At 68.1% G+C, this 21,978-nt stretch carries 16 protein-coding genes; 2 read left to right on the top strand and 14 right to left on the bottom strand.

Translation table 11 applies throughout. The annotated features are described in order from the left end of the window. The first annotated feature begins 46 nt into the window (after positions 1-46). A complete protein-coding gene (gene adhP / locus Q4S41_RS12715) occupies positions 47-1,153 on the top strand; it encodes an alcohol dehydrogenase AdhP (protein WP_305031496.1) in 1,107 nt (368 codons plus the stop codon). Between the two features lie 15 nt (positions 1,154-1,168). Continuing rightward, positions 1,169-2,041, top strand: a complete 873-nt coding sequence (locus Q4S41_RS12710) for a universal stress protein (protein ID WP_305031495.1) — start codon at positions 1,169-1,171, stop codon at positions 2,039-2,041. 74 nt (positions 2,042-2,115) lie between these two features. Here Q4S41_RS12710 and Q4S41_RS12705 read toward each other — a convergent pair whose 3' ends face one another. From Q4S41_RS12705 to Q4S41_RS12640, 14 genes are all read right to left on the bottom strand, one after another. Continuing rightward, positions 2,116-3,117: an MlaD family protein gene (locus tag Q4S41_RS12705; protein WP_305031494.1), complete on the bottom strand. Its 1,002-nt coding sequence runs from the start codon at positions 3,115-3,117 to the stop codon at positions 2,116-2,118. A 175-nt stretch (positions 3,118-3,292) separates the two neighbouring features. After that, positions 3,293-4,078: an ABC transporter ATP-binding protein gene (locus Q4S41_RS12700; RefSeq protein ID WP_305031493.1), complete on the bottom strand. Its 786-nt coding sequence runs from the start codon at positions 4,076-4,078 to the stop codon at positions 3,293-3,295. Positions 4,079-4,090: 12 nt separating this feature from the next. Next, entirely contained in the window at positions 4,091-4,849 is a 759-nt protein-coding gene (locus tag Q4S41_RS12695) for an MlaE family ABC transporter permease (protein WP_305031492.1), read from the bottom strand. 165 nt (positions 4,850-5,014) lie between these two features. Next, the gene (gene ppsA, locus Q4S41_RS12690) at positions 5,015-7,420 is read right to left on the bottom strand and encodes a phosphoenolpyruvate synthase (RefSeq protein ID WP_305031491.1); all 2,406 of its coding nucleotides are present in this window, start codon (positions 7,418-7,420) and stop codon (positions 5,015-5,017) included. Positions 7,421-7,557: 137 nt separating this feature from the next. Next, positions 7,558-9,999, bottom strand: a complete 2,442-nt coding sequence (locus Q4S41_RS12685; RefSeq protein WP_305031490.1) for a cation-translocating P-type ATPase — start codon at positions 9,997-9,999, stop codon at positions 7,558-7,560. Positions 10,000-10,177: 178 nt separating this feature from the next. Then, positions 10,178-11,068, bottom strand: coding sequence for a universal stress protein (locus Q4S41_RS12680; protein WP_305031489.1), 891 nt, complete (start codon positions 11,066-11,068; stop codon positions 10,178-10,180). Positions 11,069-11,094: 26 nt separating this feature from the next. Then, entirely contained in the window at positions 11,095-11,955 is an 861-nt protein-coding gene (locus tag Q4S41_RS12675; RefSeq protein WP_305031488.1) for a universal stress protein, read from the bottom strand. A gap of 60 nt (positions 11,956-12,015) precedes the next feature. Next, positions 12,016-12,840: a universal stress protein gene (locus Q4S41_RS12670; protein WP_305031487.1), complete on the bottom strand. Its 825-nt coding sequence runs from the start codon at positions 12,838-12,840 to the stop codon at positions 12,016-12,018. A gap of 21 nt (positions 12,841-12,861) precedes the next feature. Then, positions 12,862-13,083, bottom strand: a complete 222-nt coding sequence (locus tag Q4S41_RS12665) for a hypothetical protein (RefSeq protein ID WP_305031486.1) — start codon at positions 13,081-13,083, stop codon at positions 12,862-12,864. A 15-nt stretch (positions 13,084-13,098) separates the two neighbouring features. Beyond that, the gene (locus tag Q4S41_RS12660; RefSeq protein ID WP_305031485.1) at positions 13,099-14,580 is read right to left on the bottom strand and encodes a BON domain-containing protein; all 1,482 of its coding nucleotides are present in this window, start codon (positions 14,578-14,580) and stop codon (positions 13,099-13,101) included. 336 nt (positions 14,581-14,916) lie between these two features. After that, positions 14,917-16,425 carry a L,D-transpeptidase family protein gene (locus Q4S41_RS12655; RefSeq protein WP_305031484.1) on the bottom strand — a complete coding sequence of 503 codons (1,509 nt, stop codon included), beginning with the start codon at positions 16,423-16,425 and terminating at the stop codon, positions 14,917-14,919. 35 nt (positions 16,426-16,460) lie between these two features. Next, positions 16,461-19,169: a cation-translocating P-type ATPase gene (locus tag Q4S41_RS12650; RefSeq protein ID WP_305031483.1), complete on the bottom strand. Its 2,709-nt coding sequence runs from the start codon at positions 19,167-19,169 to the stop codon at positions 16,461-16,463. A gap of 21 nt (positions 19,170-19,190) precedes the next feature. Beyond that, on the bottom strand, positions 19,191-20,207 hold the full coding sequence (locus Q4S41_RS12645) for a 2-hydroxyacid dehydrogenase (RefSeq protein ID WP_305031482.1): 1,017 nt from the start codon (positions 20,205-20,207) through the stop codon (positions 19,191-19,193). 243 nt (positions 20,208-20,450) lie between these two features. Beyond that, positions 20,451-21,962: an amidohydrolase family protein gene (locus Q4S41_RS12640; RefSeq protein ID WP_305031481.1), complete on the bottom strand. Its 1,512-nt coding sequence runs from the start codon at positions 21,960-21,962 to the stop codon at positions 20,451-20,453. Positions 21,963-21,978 lie beyond the last annotated feature (16 nt).

Below are 21,978 nucleotides of genomic sequence, written 5' to 3'. Positions count from 1 at the left end.
AGTTCAACCCATCCCTTTTTTCACCTTTTCTGTCAAACCCTTCGCCATGATACCCACCACCATGAAAGCCGCCGTGTGCCACGGCTACGGCCAGCCCTTGCAAATTGAACAAGTCCCGGTGCCGGCGGTGCCGGCCGGCCGCATCCTCGTGCAAGTGGCCGCCTGCGGGGTGTGCCACACCGACTTGCACGCCATCAACGGCGACTGGCCGGTGAAGGCCGCGCTGCCCCTGATTCCGGGCCACGAGGGTGCGGGCACGGTGGTGGCCGTGGGCGCGGGCGTCGAGCACGTGAAAGTGGGCCACCGCGTGGGCGTGCCCTGGCTGCACACCACCTGCGGCCACTGCGAATACTGCCTCACGGGCTGGGAAACGCTGTGCCCGCAGCAGCAAAACACCGGCTACTCGGTGCCCGGCAGCTACGCCGAGTACATATTGGCCGACCCCAACTACGTGGGACTGCTGCCCGACAACCTCTCGTTTCAGGAGGCCGCGCCCATCCTGTGCGCGGGCGTCACGGTCTATAAAGGGCTGAAAGAAACCGAGGTGAAGCCGGGCCAGTGGGTGGTGATTTCGGGCGTGGGCGGGCTGGGCCACCTGGCCGTGCAATACGCCAAAGCCATGGGCATGCGCGTGGCCGCCGTCGACGTGCAGTCCGACAAGCTGCGCCTGGCGCAGGCCGTGGGTGCCGAAGTAGCCATAAATGCCTCGGAGGAAGACGCGGTGGCCGCCATTCAGCAGCGCATTGGCGGGGCGCACGGGGTGCTCATTACGGCGCCGTCGCAGCCGGCGTTTGCGCAGGGCGTGGGCATGCTGCGGCGCGGCGGCACGCTGGCGCTGGTGGGCCTGCCGCCCGGCGAGTTTCCGCTGAACATTTTCGAGGTGGTACTCACTCGCAAAACCGTGCGCGGCTCCATTGTGGGCACCCGGCAGGACCTCACCGAGAGCCTGGCCTTCGCCGCCACGGGCAAGGTGAAAGTGCACTACCGCTGCGAGCCCCTGGAAAATATCAACCAGGTGCTCGACGCCATGAAAGCCGGCACCATCGCGGGCCGCGTCGTGCTCGACCTGACCCTGCCCGCCCCTTCCAAGGCAGCAACGGCCGAAGCCCGACAACCCACCAAGCGTGCGCAAAACGAGCCCATTGCCATTTAATCGCCTTTTTCTGTCATGAAGAACATTCTTGTTCCCACCGATTTTTCGGCCGAATCCCACCATGCCTTTGAGGTAGCCGTGCGGCTGGCGGCGCGCACCGGCGGCCGGGTACTGCTGCTGCACGCCGTGGAGCTGCCCGAAACGGCCAACTTCAGCACCTACGGCGGCCCGGTAAATGGCTCGGAGCTGCCCAACAGCAATGGCAGCAGCCTGGACGACATCTTCGTCATCAAGCTCCTGGATATCACCAAACGTCGGCTGCACCGCCTCATAGCCGAAGCCGCCGCCCTCGCGCCCGGCGTGCCAGTGCAGGAGTTTGTGCAGGCCGCCCGCCTGAGCGAAGCCCTCACAAATATATTTGAGCACCAAGCCATTGATTTGGTGGCAATAGGCGCACAGGGCCACACCGCCACCGAACACTTTTTCTTCGGCTCGAATACCGAGCGGCTGGTGCGCACCGCTCCTTGCCCGGTGCTGGCAGTGAAGCATCCGGCCGGTGAATTTCACGTGCAGAAAATGGTGTTTCCCTCGGACTTCTCTTCCGAAACCGACCGTGCCGTGCCGGAGCTACGCCGCCTGCAGGCGCTGTTTCCTGAAGCCGTGTTGCACCTGTTGTGCGTGGTATCCGGAACGCGGCAGGAACCGGCTGCGCTGGAGCGGATGCTGGCTTTTGTCCAGCGCCATGAACTGGACCGTTATGAGATGCACGTGCGGCTTTCGGGTAGTCCCAGCGCCGGCATAACGGCATTTGCCCGGCAATTTCAGGCCGATTTGGTATTGCTCCCAACCCACGGCCGCACGGGACTGATCCGCTTCCTGCAAGCCAGCATTGCCGAAAATGTGGCTACGCACGCCTTCCCCCCAGTGCTAACATTTCAGATGGAATGACGCAAGCTCCACCGACGCAAAAAGGCCCGGAAACCGCCGTTTCCGGGCCTTTTTCGGCTTGGCGAGTGGGCCGGCTAGTCGGCATTGCGCCGGGCGACGGGGGCAGTGGCCGCCTTTTCGCGGGCCTGTTTTTTCTGCTGGCGGCGCAGGTAGCCGCGCAGCAGGAAGGTGTGCTGCAACGCGTCCATGCTGCGGCTGAAACCGGCCGTGCCTTGCTCCACGTGCTGCATGGTTTGGCGCAGCTGCCGGCTGGCGGCCGTGTCGGTGAGAATTGTATGCAGCGGGCCGGCCCCAATATTCAGCTGGGTTTTCAGGCCCGAAACCAGGGCGTTCAGGGTATCGGAGCTGCCGGCCAGGCGGCGCGAGACGTGCCCCAGCTGCCCGGCAAACGCGGTGTCGGTGAGCAGGTAGCCCAGCGGGCCCCGCCCCCGCCGCACGCCGCCGGTGAGGCCCGCCACATCCTGCGAGGCGGCGCTGAGCCGGGCGCTGGCCGTGGCGGCGTTGCGCAGGCTGCGGCGCAGGTTGTCGGCCAGGGCGCGGTCGTCGAGCAACTCCCACAGGGCATTGCTGCCGTTGAGCTTGCCGGTAATCTGGCGCAGGTCCTGGGTGATGCCAACCAGGTTTTTGTTCGATTTGTCGAAGGTGCCCAGCAGGTCATCTATGCCCACGGGGCGGCGGGTGCGCAGCTGGTCGCCGGGCTGCACGGGCGGGGCGGGGCCGGGCCGCGCCGCTAGGTTGATGATGGTATTGCCCACCAGCCCATCGGTGCCGATGGCGGCCACCGCGTTTTGGCGCACGAAGGGCTGGGCGTCGCGGTTCAGGTTGATGAATACGCGCACCGTACTGTCGTTGAGCAATTTAATTTGGCGAACGGTGCCTACCGTGATGCCACCCAGCCGCACATTATTACCGGTGAGCAGGCCCGACACGTTGCGAAAATCGGCCTGCACCACCAAGCTGCGGCTGAACAGGTTCTGCTGGCGCCCCAGCAGGTAGAGCGTGCCCAGCAGGCACACCAATCCCACGACCACGAACAGGCCCAGCTTCACATAATTTCCGGTCGGGCGTTCAGGCATGGGTTAAGCAATGAGCAATGAGCAATGAGCAATGAGCAATGAGCAATGAGCAATGAGCAAAAGGAACGTCATGCAGAGCGTAGCGAAGCATCTCGCGTGGGGTAGTAATTCAATCGTTAAAAAAGAATTAGTGATGGCAAGCGAGATGCTTCGCTACGCTCTGCATGACGTTCTCTCAAGCAAAAAACTCGCGCACTTTCGGATCTAGCTTATTGGCTAGCTCCTCATAAGTCCCCTTGGCGTAGCAGCGACCGTCCACGAGCAGCACCACGCGGTCGGCCACGAGGCGCACGCAGCTCATGTCGTGCGAAATGATGAGGGCCGAGGTGCGGTATTTCTGCTGCACCTCGCGGATGAGGTGGTCGATTTCACGGGCTGTCACGGGGTCGAGGCCGGTGGTGGGCTCGTCGTAGAGGATGATGTCGGGGCGCAGAATGAGGGTGCGGGCCAGCGCGATGCGCTTGCGCATGCCGCCCGAGAGTTCGGCCGGCATCATGTCGGCGGTGTGTTCCAGGCCCACGTCGGCCAGGGCCTGGCGCACCAGGGCGTCTTCCTCGGCCGGGCCGTGGTCCAGCCAGTGGCGGCGCAGCGGAAACAGCAAGTTGTCGCGCACGGTCATCGAGTCGTAGAGGGCGTTGCTTTGGAAGAGGAAGCCGACCTTGGCCCGCAGCCGGTCCATGGCTCCGTGGTCGAGGGTGGCCACGTCCTGGCCCAGCACCGTGATTTGGCCGGCATTGGGCGCCAGTAGGCCGATGATGCACTTGATGAGCACCGACTTGCCCGAGCCGGATTTGCCCAGCACCACCACGTTTTCGCCCCGGTGCAGGGCCAGCGAAAAGTCGCGCAGCACGTGGTTCTCACCAAACGACTTGCTGACGTGGTCCACCACGAGTACCGTTTCCGACGCCCCGGGCGGGGCGGCTACGCGGGGCATTTCCTGAATGATGGAGTCGGGTTGCATAGCCAATGAGCGTTAGTTAAGCCCCATCAAACCAGTTATTTGCACGGCCAGCAAGTCGAGCAGGAAAATGACCAGCGAGGCCACCACCACGGCCGAGTTGGCGGCCTGCCCCACGCCCTCGGTGCCCTTGTCGGAGAAATACCCTTTGTAGCAGCCGATGACGCCGATGGCAAAGCCAAAAAAGTAGGTCTTGATGAAGGCCGGCAGCACGTCGCCGAAGGAGAGCCCGCTCAGCACGTTGTTGGCAAAGAGCGCCAGCGTGGTGGTGCCCCGCATGTTGAGGCCCAGGTAGGAAGCGTACAATCCAATGGCATCGGCCAGCACCGTGAGCACCGGCAGCATGAGCGTGGTGGCCAGCACCCGCGTCACCACCAGGTACTTAAAGGGGTTGGTGCCCGAGACTTCCATGGCGTCAATCTGCTCGGTCACGCGCATCGAGCCCAGCTCGGCCCCGATGCTGGACCCGATTTTGCCCGCAAAAATCAGGGCCGTGATTATCGGCCCCATCTCCCGGATAATGGTCAGTCCCACCATCACCGGAATCCACGATTCGGCCCCGAACTGGGCCATGGTGGGCCGGCTTTGCAAGGTCAGCACCATGCCCATGATGAAGCCCGTGATGCCCACCATCGGCAGCGACTGGTAGCCCACCACGTAGCACTGGTGCAGCAGCTCGGCCACCTCATAGCGCGGCCGAAACCCCTCCCGAAAGAAGCGCCCCGCGAAGCTGGTCATCGCGCCGGTTTCAGCTAGAAGGGACTCGTCGGGCATGGGTGGAAGTGGGAAGTGAGATGGTGGGAAGTGAGAAAATGAACGTCATGCTGAGCGCAGCCGAAGCATCTCTACCTCGTGAGTAATCAACTTCGCTGCAACGAAGCGGTAGAGATGCTTCGGCTGCGCTCAGCATGACGTGCTTATAACTTCTCGCATCCTTTCCTACGGGTACTCATCCGCCACCACTTCCTCGGCGTGCACCATGTTGGCCATGCCTTTGAGCAGCGCGTCGGGCGTGAAGGAGATGCTGTCGATGCCCTGCTCGACCAAGAACTGGGCAAACTCCGGGTAGTCGCTCGGAGCCTGGCCGCAGAGGCCGATGGGCCGGCCGTGGGCCTTGGCGGCGCGTATCATCAGTTCCAGCAGCCGGGTCACGGCCTCGTTGCGCTCGTCGAAAAGCCCGCTCACGATGGCCGAGTCACGGTCCAAGCCCAGGGTGAGCTGGGTGAGGTCGTTCGAGCCGATGGAGAAGCCGTCGAACACCTGCGCGAACTCCTCGGCTAGGATGACGTTGCTCGGGATTTCGGCCATCACGTAGATTTCCAGGCCTTCCGCGCCCTGCTTCAGCCCGAAATCGGCCATGAGGTCGATGACTTGGCGGCCCTCGGCCACGGTGCGGCAGAAGGGCACCATCACCTTCACGTTGGTCAGGCCCATGTCGTGGCGTACGCGCTTCAGGGCCTCACATTCGAGCCGGAAGCCCTCGCGGTACTGCGGGCTGTAGTAGCGCGACGCGCCCCGGAAGCCCAGCATGGGGTTTTCCTCGGCCGGCTCGAACTGCCGCCCGCCCAGCAGGTTGGCGTACTCGTTGGTCTTGAAGTCGCTCAGGCGCACGATGACTTCGCGCGGATAAAACGCCGCCGCCACGAAGCCCAGGGCCTCGGCCAGCTTCTCGATGAAGTACTCGGGCTTACTGGGATAATGCTCAGTGAGGGCCGTGATTTCCGCGCGGGCGCGCGAGTCGGTGAGCTGGTCGAAGGCCACCAGGGCCATGGGGTGCACCCGAATGGCGTTGTTGATGATGAATTCCATGCGCAGCAGCCCCACGCCCTGGCTGGGGTAGCGGGCCAGTGTGAGGGCCCGGTCGGGGTCGGCGAGGATGAGCAGGGGCTTGGTGTGGGGCTGGGCCAGGTGCTCCAAATCCACCTCGGTTTCCTCAAAAGCCAGCTCGCCGTCGTAGATGTGGCCTTCGTCGCCCTCGGCGCATGAGACGGTGATGCGCTGGCCGTCCCGGATTTTCAGGGTCGCATCGAGCGTACCCACCACGGCCGAGAGGCCCAGCTCGCGCGCTACAATGGCGGCGTGGCTGGTGCGCCCGCCCTGGTTGGTGACGATGACGGCAGCCTTTTTGAGCACCGCGTTCCAGTCCGGGCTGGTGCTGTTGGTCACGAGGATGTCGCCGGGCTGCAGGCGGTGGCCGTCGGCCGGCGAGTCGATGAGGCGGGCCGTGCCGGTGGCAATCTGGCTGCCCACGGCCTTACCGGTGGCCAGCAGCGGGCCGCGCCCGGTGAGGTGGTACTCGTGCAGGCGCAGCGCCCGGCGGCCGTGGTGCACGGTTTCGGGCCGGGCCTGCACGATGTACAGCTCGTTGTTCAGGCCATCCTTGGCCCATTCGATGTCCATCGGCATGCCGTAGTGCTCCTCAATCTTCAGGCACCAGCGGCCCAGCAGCTCGGCTTCGGCGTCGCTGAGCACGAACTCGGCGCGGCGCCCGGCCGGGGTTTCGGTGTTTTTGGTGCCGGCGGCGCTGGCGCCGGGGCCGGTGGCGTAGCGCATGGTCAGGGCCTTGTCGCCGAGTTGCTTGCGCACCAGCGCCCGCTTGCCGTTGCGCAAGGCGGGCTTGAAGAGGTAGAACTCGTCGGGGTTCACGGCGCCCTGCACCACGTTTTCGCCCAGGCCCCAGCTGCCGGTGAGGTAGAGCAGGTTGTCGTGGCCGGTTTCGGGCTCGATGGTGAAGGCCACGCCGGCCGAGGCCAAATCCGACCGCACCATGGCTTGCACGCCCACCGAGAGAGCCACTTTCAGGTGCTCAAACCCGTTCTGCACCCGGTACTTGATGGCCCGGTCATTAAACAAGGAGAGAAAGCACTTGTGGCAGGCTTCCAGCACGCCGGCGGCGCTGCGCACGTCCAGAAAGGAGTCGTGCTGGCCAGCAAAGCTGGCCGTGGGCAGGTCCTCGGCCGTGGCGCTGCTGCGCACAGCTACCTGAATTTCGTGCTCGTAGCCGGCGCGCAGCTCATGGTAGGCATCGGTGATGGCCGTGGCCACCGGCGAAGGCAGCGCGGCCGCGCGCACCAGAGCCCGGGCCTGCGCCCCGATTTCGGGCAGGTTGGCGAACTCCTGGGTGTCGAGCTTCGCCAGCAGGGCCGTGAGCGGCTCGCGCAGGTGGTTTTCGTCCAGAAACAAGGCGTAGGCCTCGGCCGTGGTGGCAAACCCGTTCGGCACGTTGATGCCTTGGGCGCTGAGGCGGTTGAACATCTCGCCCAGGGAGGCGTTTTTGCCGCCTACCCGCGCCACCTGGCCGTTGTTCAGGTCTCGAAAAAACAGGACGAAGGGGTTGGCTGCCATGGCGCTAACGGGAGTTGAGAATGAGGTTGAAACAAAGCTAGAAACCCGCCGCACGGGCCGCACTGCGCGTTCTCAACCCCTGGCCTGATTAAAATCATGGCGTGGGACTGCGACCTCCCGGGCTGGCCCTCAAGGCACTACTCCCGCTTCAGCAGCTTGTAAACCTCCAGCCCGCCCGCGCCCAGCAGCGCGGCCAGCGCGCACCACCCCAGCGCCGCCGCCGGCACCGGCACGAAGACAAACAATTCCCGCGCCGCCGGCACGCCCAGCGCCCCGAGCAGCAGCGCCAGCGTAAGGCTCAGCATGAGCCAGAGCAGCCGGTTGGGCACCGCCAGGGTGCGCCACAGCGGCAGCGTGAACGAGCGGTTCACCAGCGTAAGCACCACGTTGCTGAGCACCAGCGTGGCAAACACCAGCGTGCGCACTTCCGCCGCGGGGCGGCCCAACCGCATGGCCGCGTAGTACACCGCCAGCACCGCCGCGGCAATGCCCAGCCCCTGCGCCAGGCTCCGGCCCAGCGCCGCGCCGCCCAGAAACGTGGCCGTGGGCACCCGGGGCGGGGCCAGCATCTGGTGGGTTTCGGCGGGCTCGTTTTCGAAAGCGATGGAGCAGGTCGGGCCCATCACCAGCTCCAGAAAAATGATGTGCACCGGGCCCAGCAGGTTGGCCAGGGGCCAGCCGGCCAGCAGCGGCACGGTTACCGTGAGGATGATGGGCAGGTGGATGGAAACGATGTAGGAAATGGCCTTGGTGAGGTTCTGGTAGATGCGCCGGCCCTCCGCCACGGCCGTTACCATGCTGGCGAGGTCGTCGTGCACCAGCACCAGCGAGGCGGCCTGGCGGGCCACTTCGGTGCCGCGCCCGCCCATTGCCACGCCGATGTGGGCGGCCTTCAGGGCGGGTGCGTCGTTTACGCCGTCGCCGGTCATGGCCACTACTTCGCCATTGGCTTTCAGGGCATTGACCACCCGCAGCTTGGCCTCCGGGAACATGCGGGCAAACACAGCCGTGCCCCCCACCCGCTGCCGCAGCGTGGCCGCGTCGAGGGCCAGCACGTCGGCGCCGGTGAGCAGGGTGTCGGCGCCGGGCAGGCCCACCTGCCGGGCAATGGCCTGGGCCGTTTCGGGAAAGTCGCCGGTTATCATCTTCACTTGAATACCGGCCTGGCCAAAAGCCTGAATCACCGCCGCAGCGTTGGCCTTGGGCGGGTTTTCTAGTGCCACCAGACCCAGAAACGACCAGGCAAAGTCGTCCTGCTGCGCCGGAAACCCCACTTCCGACGGGGCCGCGCCCCGGGCCACGCCCAGCACCCGGAAGCCCTGCGCCGAGAGTTTTCGGGTGAGGTCGCGCACCTGCCCGGCCACCGCCGGGGCCAGGTGGCACACGGCCACCACGTGCTCCACAGCGCCCTTTGCGGCTACCAGCAGCTGGCCGGTGGGCGCGCGGCGCACGTGCGTCATCATGGGCGGGGTGCCAGCCAACGGATACTCGTGCACCATGGGGTACACGGCGGCGACCACGGCCGGCGCGTGGGCAGCGCAGGCGGCGGCCAGGGCTTTTTCCATGGGGTCGAAGGGCTTGGTTTCGCTGGCCCAGTGGGCGTAGGTGAGCACGGCCACGGCCGAGGCGGGCAACGGCCCGGCCAAGGGCAGCAGCGTCCCGGCGGCGCCGTCGTACACCTGCTGCACCCGCATGCCGGGCTGGGTGATAGTACCGGTTTTATCGACGCAAATTACCGTGGCCGAGCCCAGGCTTTCCACGGTCTGGGGCTGTTTGGTGAGCACGCCGGCGCGGCTGAGGCGGGCCGCACCCAAAGCCATGAAGCTGCTGAACGCCACCGGAATTTCCTCGGGCAGGATGGACATGGCCAGCGTCAGGCCGTAGAGCAGGGCCGTGGCCCAGTCGCCCGAGCGGGCGAAGTTGATGCCCCACACCAGCGCAAACGCGCCCACGCCCGCCCACGCCATGCGGGTCACAAACCGGCTTACCTGCAGTTGCAACGGTGTTTTTTCGGTACCAATGGCGTCGAGGCTGCGCCCGATGCGGCCCAGTTCGGTGTGCTCGCCCACGGCGGTGAGGGTGAGCCAGGCGCTGCCCGACACCGCGCCGGTGCCGGCAAAAACGGGCTGGCCGGGCAGCTTGGCCACCGGCACGGCCTCGCCGGTGAGGATGGCCTCGTCGACGGCAAAATCGTTGGCGGCGTCCACGGTGCCGTCGGCGGGCAGGCGGCTGCCTTCTTCCACCAGCACGGCGTCGCCCACCACCAGGTCTTCCACGGGCACTTGCACCAGCGCGCCGTTGCGCCAGGCCTGGGCGCGGGGCTGGGTCAGTTCGCGCAGGGCGGCCAGGGCGCGGTCGCTGCGCACGCCCTGGTACACCGAAATGCCCGCCACCAGCAGCAGGGCCACCACCAGCGTGCTGCCTTCTTCCACCTGCCCCATGCAAAAATAGAGGGCGCAAGCGGCCAGCAGCAGCAAAAACATGGGCTCCGTGACGACCTCCCGCATCGTGCCCAGCCACCCCGCCCGGCCGGCCACGGCAAACACGTTGCGGCCGTGCGCGGCCCGGGAACGAGCCACGGCATCCGTTGTGGGAAGTCCTCTTTCAACCAGCGGCATGGAGTCCATGATTGCAGGGGGTGAGAAAAGTGACGTAGCGCGGACGTTTAGTCCGCGGCTCAGCACGCCATCCAAGCTGCGGGCGGCCCTAAAAGCGCACTCCTTTTCAACGGGCCAGGGCGCGGACTAAACGTCCGCGCTACTCCTGCTGGACGGCGGCGGCGTGCTCGGCCGCGGTGAGGCGGGGTTTCGATGAAGCGGTGGGCAGCACCAGCACCGGCACGGGGCAGTTCTCCAGCAACCGGGCCGTCACGCTGCGATGAAACAGGTCGCTCATGAAGCTGCGCTGGCGGCCCACCACCACCACTACGTCGGCCCGCGTTTCCTGCACGGCGGTGAGCAGGCCCTCGGCGTAGTCGCCGTCGCAGTAGCCGCGCAGCTCCGGCTTGCTGAACTCCAGCAGCGCGCTGCTGCGCACGGCGTGCAGGGCCGCGGCGCAGCCGTCGTCGTCCTCCACGCCGTCCGACACGTGGGCCACCAGCACCTCGGTGGCCAGCAGCGCCAGCGCCGGGCGCAGCGCCTCGGCCGCCGGGGCTAGCACGAACGGTTCGCGGTCGGCTCCAACCAGGAAGCGGCGGGGCGGCTTTCCGGCCGGGGCCGTGGTGGGCACGGCCAGCACCGGAAAGTGGCCGGCGCGCAGCAGCTCGGCGCACATGGCCGTCATGCCGGCAAAATCGGGGTGGTTTTCGTCGGGCTGGCCCAGCACGAACAGAGCCGGACCGTAGCGGGCGGCCAGCTCGCGGGCCACGTCGGGCAGCAGGTCGGTGGCCATTTCCACGCTGGCCGGCACGTGCAGGCCCTGGGCCAGCTCGCGCAGGGCGGCGGCCGTTTCGGTCTGGCCCTGCAGCTCCTGCCGGTGGTACTTCTCCCCCACTGCTCCCACCAGCTCGTAGGGGTCGAAGAGCGAGGCGCGGTTGACGTGCAGCAGCACCAGCTGCCCGTGCACGGCCTGGGCCAGGGTTTCGGCGTAGCGAATGGCGTGCCGGGCGGGCTCGTAAAAGCCCGAAAGAACGATGAGCGTGAGGGCCATGACGATGGATTATTAATGATTGATTATCAGCCCTCCAATAGCACCGGGCTGGGCGCGGTCAGATGGGCGGCCAGCAGCAGCACCGGCACATGGGTGTGGCGCAGCACGTGGTCAATCACGCTGCCGTCGAAGAGCTTGTGCATCACGCCGTGGTCCTGGTCGAGCAGGGCCAGCAGGTCGGCCTCCAGCTCGTCCACGGCATGCAGCACGCCGGTGGCGGGCCGCTCGCTCACCACTTTGTAGAGGCCGCACTGGGGCATCACGGCCGCCAGGCCACAGGCCTGGGCGGCGCGCAAGCCTTCCCACCCGCCCGTGCTTTCTTCGGGCGTCAACACCGTAACGGTCACCACGTCCAGCGCCAGCGCATCGAGCAGCGGGGCCACAGCCCGGGCCTGCGGCATCAGCCGAAACGGCCAGTCCTGCACGGCCAGGGCCAGCCGCTGGGGCAGGTGCAGGGCGCTGTCGGGCAGGTGTTCGGGCACGAGCAGCAGCGGGTAGCCGGTTTGGTGGGCCAGGGGTTGCGCGCGGTTGCCCAGCCATTCGCTGAGCCAGCCGCTGATAGCCGTGAGCCCGGCCACCACCAGCACGGGCCGGTACTTGTCCAGGGCCTCCTCGATGGCACCGGGCCAGTCGGCTTCCAGCACCTCGGCGGTGGCGGGCACGGGCATGGTGTCGGCCACCTGCTTCAGGTGGCGCTGGGTTTCGGGCACGTACCGGTCGTCGTGCATGGGCACCACCAAGCCGTACTCGGTGGCGATGGGCAGGAGAAAGTAGATGTGCACGAGATGCACTTCGGCTTTCAACGGCGCGGCCAGCACGGCGGCGTAGGCCCGGGCCCGCTCGGCGGCCAGCGAAAAATCGGTCAGAACAACAAGGTTGGGAGTCATGGCTTCAGGCGTTTGCAGTGGAAGGCCGCGGCCCGGCACTCGGGCAGCGCGCCGCTATAATCAGTCCCGGGCCGGCAGCAGCAGCACCGGAATGGGGCTTTCCTGGATGAGCTGGGCCGTGACGCTGCGGTGGAACAGGCTGCCGAGCAGGCTGTGGCGCCGCGCCACCACCACCAGCAGGTCGGCTTCCTGGCGGGCGGCTTCTTCCAGAATGCCCCCGGCAATGTGCTGGCGGCGCACCTCGTGCAAGCGGCCGGCGTCGGGCAGCTCGTCCACGATGTTGTTTTTCAGCAGGCGGTCGAGGATGGCCACGGCGTCGGGGCGGGCGCTGTCCTCGGCGGCGATGTGCACCACGTCGAGGGTGCCGTCGGTGGCTTGCAGCAGGCGCTGCACCACGCCCTGGTGGGGGTACAGGTGGAAGGGTTCCCCATCGACGGCCAGCAGCAGGCGGCGCGGCGGAAACGCGTCCCAGCCCACGGTGGGCACCACCAGCAGCGGGTGCGGCGCTTGGCGCAGCAGGTCCATGGCCGTGCTCACGATGATTTCTTCCGGGGCGTGGGCCAGGCCGGGGCGGCCCAGCACCAGCAGCAGCGGCTGGTGCCGGCGCACCACCTCCTGCACGGCTTCGGGCAGAAACTCCTCGGTGATGTCTACCTCGGCGGGCACGGGCTGGTTGGCGGCCAGCTTTTCCAGGGCGTGGCGCGTGTGCTGCGCGCCCGCGCGGGTGTGGCCGGCGTGGTATTCGGCCGGGGCCAGCAGGCCGTCGTGGCACACGTGCAGCAGCACGAGGTGGGCATTGAGGGGCACGGCCAGCCCGGCGGCGTACGAAAGCGCGCGGTTGGAAACGGCGAAGAAATCGGTCAGAACAACGAGGGAAGCACTCATGGCCAGCGGGGCATAAAAGGGTTAAGGCAAAAGGACAAGGGCCGGCGCCAGCAGCTTCTGGCCAGGGGCGGCGGCGGCAGGCGCCGGCGCAACGGGCTGCGGATAGTAGTCTTCCCAGTCGTCGAGGGCCATGGCGGCGTCGGCCTCCAGCGTGCGCTGGCGCGTGTCGGCGCTGACAAGCTGGGCAGCATCGTCAGCTCTTTGGAAAGAAGTAGAAAAGAGGGGCTGCGAAGGATATCTCATAGCTGGAATATTTATTTAAGAGGCCGCAACCAGGGGCGCACTCAGCGTCGGCGCCGCGCGCCAGACCCGCAGGTGGTTGTTCACGTCGCGGGCCCCCACCTCGTGGGCTTCGCGGGCAGCTTGCTGGCGCTCCAGCCACGAGTCGACCGTGCCGGTGAGCGTGACGCGGCCCCGGGCCACGGCCACTTCAATGGCCTGGTCGTGCAGCAGGGCCGACCAAGAATAGCGGGCGCGAATGTTCTCGGCCAGCTTGTCGTCCGGTACAGTCGCTTCAGCCACTGACAGGTCCCCGGTGAGGCCGCCGGCCAGGGCCTGGGCCGCCCGGTGGCCGTCGGGGTACACCGCTACCTGGTTTTCCACGTCCACTACCCCATTCACGCCCACGGCCACGTCGTAGACCTGCTCCTGCTCGAAGCGGTGGTTCACCCAGCCGTGCACGCTGGCCCGACCATTGAGCAGGCTGACGCTGAAGTGGTAGCTACTCAGGTAAGGGTCGCGGCGCAGGGCGGCGGCCACCCGCTGCCGCAGGTAGTCATCCGACCAGAACCGGCCATGGCTTACGGTGAGCTGGTTGTGCACCTCGCGCACGCCGGCCACGTGGCGGGCGTCGTGCTCGGCGCAGAGGCGGGCGCGGAGGTTGCCCACGGTCCCGCTCAGCGTCACGGCGCCCTTTTGCACCTGCACCAGCGGGTTCGCCTCCTGCAGGCGCGGGTCGCGCCGGAAAGTGTCGCGCACGGCTTTTTCAATGGCTTCATCGGTGCGCTCCAGGTCTTCTTCCCGCCCCAGCTCGGGGGCCAGCGCCCAGCGGGCCACAAACAGGTCGCGGCCGTCTACCCGGGCCGCCCCCAGCTCCAAAGCCAGGCCCTCGATGCGGTGCTTCACGGCCAGCGAGCCCACGGTGCCCGTCAGGTGCACCACCCGGTCGTTGGTGCGCACCTGGACCAGGCTTTTATTCACTCGCACGTCCCAGTCGAGCACCTCCAGCAGCTGAGCGGTAATGTCTGCGTCCGGCTTGGGCGGCCCGTCGCGGTTCACCCGCAGCTGGTCGGCCTGGATGTGGCGCACGCCGCGCACGCCTTCCACGGCGCGCAGGGCCAGCTGCTTTTCCGGCCACGAGCGCACCGTGCCCGTGAGCCAGACCGTGCCGCCCGACTCGTACACCCGCAGGTGGTAGTCGCGCACCACCGAGTCGTCGGCCAGGGCGTGCTCCACGTCGCGATGGAGCTGAGAATCGGGCACATCGTCGGCATTCACCACCAGCTCGTTCACCACGCCGCGCACGCCGCGCACGGCCATGGCAATTTCCTCGGCCCGGCGGCGCGCCAGCAGGCTGCCGGCCGCGCCGGTCAGCTCCACGATGCCCTCCTGGGTCGAGACCTCCATCAGATGCGAAGTCACGTCCTTGCTGGTGATAAAATGGCGTTCGACGGCAGCCGTAATTTCGGCATCGGCCCGCAGTTCCGCGCCGCTGCGCGAAGGACTTTCGAGGGTTTGCATCGCAGTAAGGAATTAGGGAGAATGGGAAAGGAAGAGCGCAGCTGGCCGCGGCCAATCGGCGCGCAGGCCAGAGCGGCTACCGGGCCTCGGGGCCGTGCGAGCGGCCGTGGTAGTAGGCGCTGGTGAGGGCCAGCACGGCCAGCAGCATCACCGAAAACATGAGAGAAGGCGTAATCATAATCTTGGTTAAAGGGCCCGCTACCGAAGCTTTGGGGAGTAAGGTGAACATCCCAAAATTCTCATTTTCCGGCCCGCAATCCTCTGACGGTGATTAGCTCGGCGCCTGATTTTCGTCAGGCCGGCTGGGGCTACTTCTACCCGGGTGCTCGGGCGCATTCAGGGCTTTGCTGCGGCGCCAAACAGCGCCCGGCGCACCCGCTCGTCGCGGTGGTACACGTCCGGAAAAAAGCGCAGCTGGCCGCCCTCGGCCACGCAGGTAGCGTAGCGCACGAACAGCGGCAGCGGGCGGGTGAGGCGCACGTCGCGCGGGGTTGGCTGGCGGGCGCACTCGGCCTCGCTGGGCAGCTGCACGGGGCGGCCTTCGCGGCGCAGCAGGTAGGCGGCCAGCGCCAGGGGCTCGGCCAGCCGGATGCAGCCGTGGCTGAGGGCGCGGACGGGCCGCTCAAAAAACTGCCGCGTGGGCGTGTCGTGCAAATACACCGAATACGGGTTGGCAAACCGAAACACCACGTTGCCCAGGGCATTTTCGCAGCCCGGCGCCTGCCGGATGGCGTAGGGAAAATGCGCCGCCGATACCGCCCCCCACCGCACGCTGAACGGGTCGCGCCAGCGGCCGCGCTCGTCGTACAGGGTTAGGTTATTCAGGGTCAGGTAGCCGGGATTTTCCCGCAGGCGCGGCAATATTTCTTTGGTGGCAATGGAGTGCGGCACGTGCCAGTCCGGGGCCAGGGTGAAGTACCGGATGACGCTGCTGAGCGTGGGGGTGGGCGTTTCGGGTTTGCCGATGATGACGCGGTGGCGCCGCCGCACCGAATCGTGCGCCACCACCTGCAGCTCATAAGCCGGCAGGTTGATGAAAATGTACTCCGCAGTGGGCGCCCAGGCCTCCCAGCGCCAGCGCTCCAGGGCCACGCCGGCCTGCTCGAAGCGGGCCTGGTACGGGGCGGCCGAGTCGGCCGGCACGGGCCGGGCCAGCCACTGCGCCAGCGCCCGCTGTAGCGCGCGGTACTCGCGGTTGGTGGGCTGGCCCGAGCGCATGGCGGCCACCACGCTGCCCCGGCTCAGGGCGGCCCTCAATTCTGTTACGGGCTGCCACTTCGCCCCTGCCCGGTCCCGCGCGGGCTCGTCGCGGGGGTGCAGCCGGCCGCGGTGCAGGTCGCGCATCAGGCGCAGTACCGCGTCGCTGAGCTGAATTTCCAGCCGGGCCCGCTGCCCGGCGCGCCGGTCCGGCGCGGCCGGCAAGGCCAACGAATCGCGCAAGTCCGCCAGGGCCGCCGGCACGTAGTCGGCCGGCAGGCCAAATTCCGCCGCGCGGCGCAGCTGCTGCCACGCCGCCGAGGCGGTCGCGGTGAGGCTGTCGGCCGTAGTCCAGACCGGCGCGCAGGCCGGACCGAACAGGGCGCGCACTTCCGGCCCGGCTTGCAGGCCCCGGCGCGCATCGGCGGCGCGGGCGCTGCCGGCGGCGCTGGTATCGAGCAAGGCCGCAATCAGCGCCGCAACCGGCACCTCCTGCGCAATAGGCTGGTGGATGCCCGGCACCTCCCGGCCCGGCGGGCCAGTAGCAGCCGGTTGGTCATTTGGCGCGGAGCTGCACCACGGCAGGGCCACGGCCAGGCCAAGGGCCAGGCATCGCCGCACAATAGCTAGGGTGGAGAACGTATTCACCGGAAAATCCTTTGGGCACAAGCCGGTAAACAGTGCTAAGAAAAGCGGTGGGGCCGAGCCGTTTTCGGCGGCCTGGCGGCGCCGTGGAGCCACCGCCCTGCCTGAATGAGCAGCACCGGCAGCAGGCCGCCGCCCGCAATCAGACCAATGGCGGTGGCGGGCAGGGGCACGATGCCGAGCACCGCCCGCAGGGCCGGCACCAGGTAGGAAACCAGCATCGCGGCACCGCACAGGGCCAGGGCGCCCCACACGTAAGGGTTACGCGTCACCTCGGAGCGGAGCAGCGTGCGGCGGTCGGCCGCGAAGTTGAACACGTGCAGCAGCTGGGCCAGCGCCATGCTGTAAAACAGCACATTGTTGCACACATCGGCGGGCAGCCCCAGCCCCCAGCGCGCGGAGCCGAACGCGCCCACGCCGCCCACGGTCAGGGCGGCGGCGTAGAGGGCCGCGCGGCGCCAGTCGGCAGCCCCGAGCAGCGGCTTTTTAGGCGAACGCGGCGGGCGCTGCATCAGGTGGTCGGCGCCGGGGCCGAGGGCCAGCGCCAGGGCCGGAAACACGTCGGTGAGCAGGTTCAAAAACAGGATTTGCAGCGGCCAGAGCGGCACAATGGGGTGCAGCAAAGCCACGATGGTCACAATCAATACCTCGCTCAGATTGCAGGATATGAGGTAGCTCAGGAAGGTGCGGATGTTTGCCAGAATGACGCGGCCCTGCGCAATGGCCACCACGATGGAGCCGAAAGCATCGTCCTGCAGCACGAGGTCGGCGGCTTCGGCGGCCACCTGGGTGCCGCGCTGGCCCATGGCAATGCCGATGTCGGCCCGGCGCAGGGCCGGCGCGTCGTTCACGCCGTCGCCGGTCATGCCCACTATGTGGCCGTGCTGCTGGTAGTAGGCAATGAGGTCGAGCTTCTGGGCCGGGCTCATGCGGGCAAATATCTGGGCCTGGTGCAGGCGCCGGCGGCCGGCCCCGTTGGGGTGGCGCAATAGGTCGGGCAGCTCGTCCCCGGTCACCACTTCGGCCTTGTCATTAGGGTTCAGCAGGCCCACCTGCAGGGCCACGGTGCGGGCCGTGGCGGGGTGGTCGCCGGTAGCGATGATGACCCGGATGCCGGCGGCCCGGCAGGCGGCCAGGGCCGGCGCCACTTCCAGCCGGGGCGGGTCGAGAAAGGCCACCAGGCCCACCCAATCCAGCTCGCGCACGAAGTCGGGGCCGGGATGCTCGGGCCATTCGGCGCTGGCGAAAGCCAGGGTGCGCAGCCCGCGCCCGGCCAGCCCTTCGGCCCGGGCCACCCAGGCGGCGCGGCCTTCCGCACTCAGCAGCTGCCGCTCGCCAGCGGCCGACCACTGGTAGCGGCAATGGGGCAGCACGGCCTCGGCAGCGCCCTTCACGGCCACCAGGCAGCGCCCGACGGCCAGCTGGTGCACCGTGCCCATCAGCCGGGTGTCGGAGCTGAAGGCCTGTTCGGCCAGGCGGGGCGCGGCGGTTTCCGCGTTGCTTAGGGTGGCGCCGGCCAGCTGCCAGAGGGCAATTTCGAGGGGGTCGCCGGTGGTGCGGCTGGGGTCGGTGGGATGGTAGGTGGCGTTGTTGCACAGCGCGGCCAGCAGCTGCAAATGCGCAAAGCCGGGACCGGCAAACACGCCGGGCGCGTCGGCAGTAGCGCTCAGGGCAAGGTCGCGTGCCTGGACTTCGGTGCAGCCCTCGGCCAGCCACACGGTGTGCGCCGCGATGTGGTTCTGGGTGAGCGTGCCGGTTTTATCGGTCACGATGACGCTGGTGCTGCCCAGGGTTTCCACGGCGGGCAGGCGCTTTACCAGCACCCGCTGCCGGGCCATGCGCAGCGTGCCCGCCGCCAGCGCCAGCGTGGCCACGATGGCCAGCCCTTCGGGAATGGCGGCCACGGCCAGCACAATGCCGGTTTTCACCACCTGCATCAGCGGCTGCTGGCCCTGCGCCCACACCAGCAGCACGTAGCCCAGCGTGAGCGCCCCGGTGAGCAGCAGGAGCTGCCGGGCCAGCGCGTCGAGCTTGGTTTCGAGGGGCGTGGGCGGGCGCTTGGTGGCCTGCACCAGCTGCGTGATGCGGCCCAGCTCGGTGCGCATGCCGGTGGCCACCACCACGGCGCGGCCGTTGCCGTCCACCACGGCCGTGCCCTTGAACACGCGCTGGCGCTGCTCGGCCAGCAGCGCCCCTGGAGCGGCCGGGCCGGGCGCCTTGCTGGCGGGCAGAGACTCGCCCGTCAGGGCCGATTCGTTGACTTGCAACTGGTGGGCGTCGAGCAGGTCGGCATCGGCGGGCACCACGTCGCCGCCTTCCAGCAGCAGCACGTCGCCGGGCACCAGGTCGGCGGCCGGCACCTGGCGGGGGTGGCCGTCGCGCAGGGCGCGCGCCTGGGGCACGTCGAGGGCGTGCAGGGCGTCCATGGAGGCGCGGGCCTGCCACTCCAGGGCAAAGCCAATGGCCGCGTTCAGCAGCACCACCGCCCCGATGGCGGCCGCCTCCAGGTAGTCGGCGCTGAAAGCCGACACGCCCGCCGCGCCCGCCAGTACCAGCACCGTAATGCTCTGAAACTGCCGCAGCGCCATGCGCAAAAGCGACTCGCGCGCGGCCGTGGCCAGCACGTTGGGACCGGTTTCCAGCAGGCGGCGCCGGGCGTCGGCCGTGGTCAGGCCCGCGGCGGCAGCGGGCGGCGCCACGGCCGGCCGCGCCGCTTCGAGTAGCACAGGCGCATGGAGGGGCAGCATGGCAGTAGGCATTTGGCGGGGCTAGATGACGGGTTGTGGCTCGCCGACAGCGCACAGCTCGTGCTCGGCGGGCCGGCCCTGCGCCCAGGCACTGAGGCTGTGAAAGGTGGCGTCGGCAATGTTGGTGAGGGCCTCGCGGGTGAGGTAGGCCTGGTGGCCGGTGAGCAGCACGTTGGAGAAGGTGAGCAGGCGGGCAAACGTGTCGTCGAGGAGCAGCTCCTGGCGGTGGTCGGCAAAAAAAAGGGCCTTCTCGTTTTCGTACACATCCAGCCCCAGAAAGCCCAGGCGGCCGCTTTTGAGGGCGCGCAGGGCGGCGGCCGTATCCAGCACGCCGCCGCGGCCGGTGTTGATGAGCATCGCGCCGCGCTTCATCTGGCGCAACAGCCGGTCGTCAATCAGGTGGTGGGTTTCGGCGGTGAGCGGGGTGTGCACGGAAATGATGTCGGCCTGCGCGCAGCACTCGGCCAGGGGCACGTAGCGCAGGCCGTACTTCTCGGTCAACTCGGGGTTGGGCTGCACATCCACGCCCAGCAGGCGGCAGCCGAAGCCGTGCAGGATGCGCGCCACCACGCCCCCAATGCGCCCCACGCCCAGAATGCCCACCGTTTTGCCGTGCAGGTCGAAGCCGATGAGGTGGTCGAGGCGGAAGTCGTTGGCCCGCAGCTGCTGGTCGGCCTGGCGCAGGTGGCGGCACAGGGCCAGCATGAGGGTCACGGCGTGCTCGGCCACGGCGTAGGGCGAGTATTCGGGCACGTTGGCCACGCACAGGCCCAGCCGGCGGGCGGCGGGGAGGTCCACGTTGTCGGTGCCGGTGGCACGCACGGCCACGTAGCGCACGCCCAGCTCGGCCAGCTGCTCCAGCACCGGGGCCGATACGTCGTCGCGCGTGAACACGCTCACCGCCAATGCGCCGTGCGCCAGGTGCGCAGTGTCGGCCGTGAGGGGCGTGTCGAGCAGCGTAAGCAGCTGCTGGCCCTGGTTGGCCCGCTTGAGAAAGTCCCGTTCGAAGTTCTGAACACTAAAAGCTGTGACGTTCATAAAGAGGCGGTTTGGCAAAGCGGCCACCCGGGCCTGATGGCCGAGACGGCAGGGTGAATAAGGTTTGAGGTGCTCGAAAGCCAACTCCTGCGCCACCAGCGGCGCGCAAGCCCGGCGGCCGACACGGCCAGCGCGGCCGGGCCGATGAGCCATGAGCATTTCGGATTCATTATGGAATGCTTTGATAATACTGCATTTGATTCCAATAGTGCGCCACCAGCCCAGCCCCAACCGGCCACCGTGCTAGTGGACAACGGCCGTAGCGTGGGCCGCGGCGTCCTCCATCGCGGCGGCTTGTTCGGCCTCCTTCACCAGCCCGGCCAGCGCGGGCAGGTCGAAGAGGCGGCCGCGCAGCACCACGGCCTGTATCAGGCGCAGGTTGTGGATGTCGTCGAGCGGGTTGCCGTTCAGCAGCACCGCATCGGCCAGGTAGCCGGCGTGAATGCGCCCGAGGTCGAAGCCGCGGCCGGTGGCCATGGCCGGGTTCACGGTGCCGGCGCGCAGGGCCTCGGCGGGCGTGAGGCCGATGGCCACGAGGCGTTCCAGCTCGTCGTGCAGGCTCCCGCCGTGGAACAGGTTGGGCGTGGCCGAGCCGGCGTCGGAGCCCGCCACCAGGCGCACACCCTGCCGGCCAAATGCGGCCACCATGCGGCGCTGCAACGAATCGATGGCCTGCAGCTGGGCCCGCCGGCTGTCGGTGAGGCGGGGCCGGACGCGGGCAGCCCGCTCCCACTGCTGGCGCACGGCGGCGGGCACCGAGCGAAAGCGCGGGTCTTCGGGGTCCGGGGCGCGCCGCAGGTCGAAGTCCTCCGCGCCCAGCGCGGGCACCACAAAGGCCCGGTACTGCACCAGCGCCTGGGCCAGCGCGGCGCAGCGCTCGGGGCTGAAGCTGGCCAGGATGTCGGGCTGCTGGGCTTTCACGCGGGCTTGCAGCGTGGCCAGGGGCCGGGGGCCGGCCAGGGCCTGGGCCCGGGCTTCCACCAGCTCGGCTTCGCGGCTGGAGCAGGCCAGCAGCAGCTTGTCGGGGTGGTCGATGCCGTTTTGGCCCGCCCCGATGGCGGCCAGCACGGGCACGGCTTCGGGCACGGGGCCGGCGAGGTGCACGCGCCCTTCCTGCGCGGCGGAGGCCACGCCCCAGAACGCGTCGTGCGAGAGCAGCGGCCCCGGCTGCAGGCTGCACCAGCCGGCCTTGATGAAGCCGGCGGCGCGGGCGCGGCCGGCGGCGCGCGAGGCGTTCAGGCCCAGGCCGGTGTGGCCATCGGCCGAGCCGTCGAGCACGGGGCCGGCCAGCTCGATGCGCGGCCCCGCGCGCTGGCCGGTTTCCAGGGCTACGTAGGTGCGCAGTAGGTCGTTGAGGGGCCGGGCCGTGGTCACGTCGCGGATGCTGGTGATGCCGTGGGCCACGTAGAGCGGCAGGGCCATGCGCTCGTCGGCGGCCGAGCCTAGGGCGTGGGTGTGGCCGTCCCAGAGGCCGGGCACGAGGTATTTGCCCTTACCGTCCACGGTCGGCACGCCCCGGCCGGCCGGCACCCATTTGCCCACCGAAACGATGAAGCCGTCGCGCATCACCACGTTCTGGTGGGGCTCAATTTCGCCCAGGTCCACGTTCACTACGCTCACATTGCTGATTACCAGCTCATCGACCATCGGGGACGCCACGGCCGGCGGAATAACCGGGTCCGGACGCTGGCCGGCGGCCCGGTGGCCGCAAAAGCTCAGCCCCAGCAGCAGCCCGACAAAAAGTTGTGTTTTCATGGCTAAGAAGTAGTTA

Source organism: Hymenobacter convexus (assembly GCF_030580955.1).
Taxonomy (GTDB): domain Bacteria; phylum Bacteroidota; class Bacteroidia; order Cytophagales; family Hymenobacteraceae; genus Hymenobacter.
The sequence above is the reverse complement of the archived record's forward strand: the minus strand, read 5'-3'. Positions and strand labels throughout refer to the sequence as shown.

Bases quoted from the DNA above. Each gene is read 5' to 3' on its own strand.
- Q4S41_RS12670 (WP_305031487.1), bottom strand. From the start codon at position 12,840: ATGAGTGCTTCCCTCGTTGTTCTGACCGATTTCTTCGCCGTTTCCAAC.
- Q4S41_RS12645 (WP_305031482.1), bottom strand. From the start codon at position 20,207: ATGAACGTCACAGCTTTTAGTGTTCAGAACTTCGAACGGGACTTTCTC.
- Q4S41_RS12660 (WP_305031485.1), bottom strand. From the start codon at position 14,580: ATGCAAACCCTCGAAAGTCCTTCGCGCAGCGGCGCGGAACTGCGGGCC.
- Q4S41_RS12695 (WP_305031492.1), bottom strand. From the start codon at position 4,849: ATGCCCGACGAGTCCCTTCTAGCTGAAACCGGCGCGATGACCAGCTTC.
- Q4S41_RS12665 (WP_305031486.1), bottom strand. From the start codon at position 13,083: ATGAGATATCCTTCGCAGCCCCTCTTTTCTACTTCTTTCCAAAGAGCT.
- Q4S41_RS12705 (WP_305031494.1), bottom strand. From the start codon at position 3,117: ATGCCTGAACGCCCGACCGGAAATTATGTGAAGCTGGGCCTGTTCGTG.
- ppsA (WP_305031491.1), bottom strand. From the start codon at position 7,420: ATGGCAGCCAACCCCTTCGTCCTGTTTTTTCGAGACCTGAACAACGGC.
- Q4S41_RS12650 (WP_305031483.1), bottom strand. From the start codon at position 19,169: ATGCTGCCCCTCCATGCGCCTGTGCTACTCGAAGCGGCGCGGCCGGCC.
- Q4S41_RS12640 (WP_305031481.1), bottom strand. From the start codon at position 21,962: ATGAAAACACAACTTTTTGTCGGGCTGCTGCTGGGGCTGAGCTTTTGC.
- adhP (WP_305031496.1), top strand. From the start codon at position 47: ATGATACCCACCACCATGAAAGCCGCCGTGTGCCACGGCTACGGCCAG.
- Q4S41_RS12680 (WP_305031489.1), bottom strand. From the start codon at position 11,068: ATGGCCCTCACGCTCATCGTTCTTTCGGGCTTTTACGAGCCCGCCCGG.
- Q4S41_RS12700 (WP_305031493.1), bottom strand. From the start codon at position 4,078: ATGCAACCCGACTCCATCATTCAGGAAATGCCCCGCGTAGCCGCCCCG.
- Q4S41_RS12710 (WP_305031495.1), top strand. From the start codon at position 1,169: ATGAAGAACATTCTTGTTCCCACCGATTTTTCGGCCGAATCCCACCAT.
- Q4S41_RS12675 (WP_305031488.1), bottom strand. From the start codon at position 11,955: ATGACTCCCAACCTTGTTGTTCTGACCGATTTTTCGCTGGCCGCCGAG.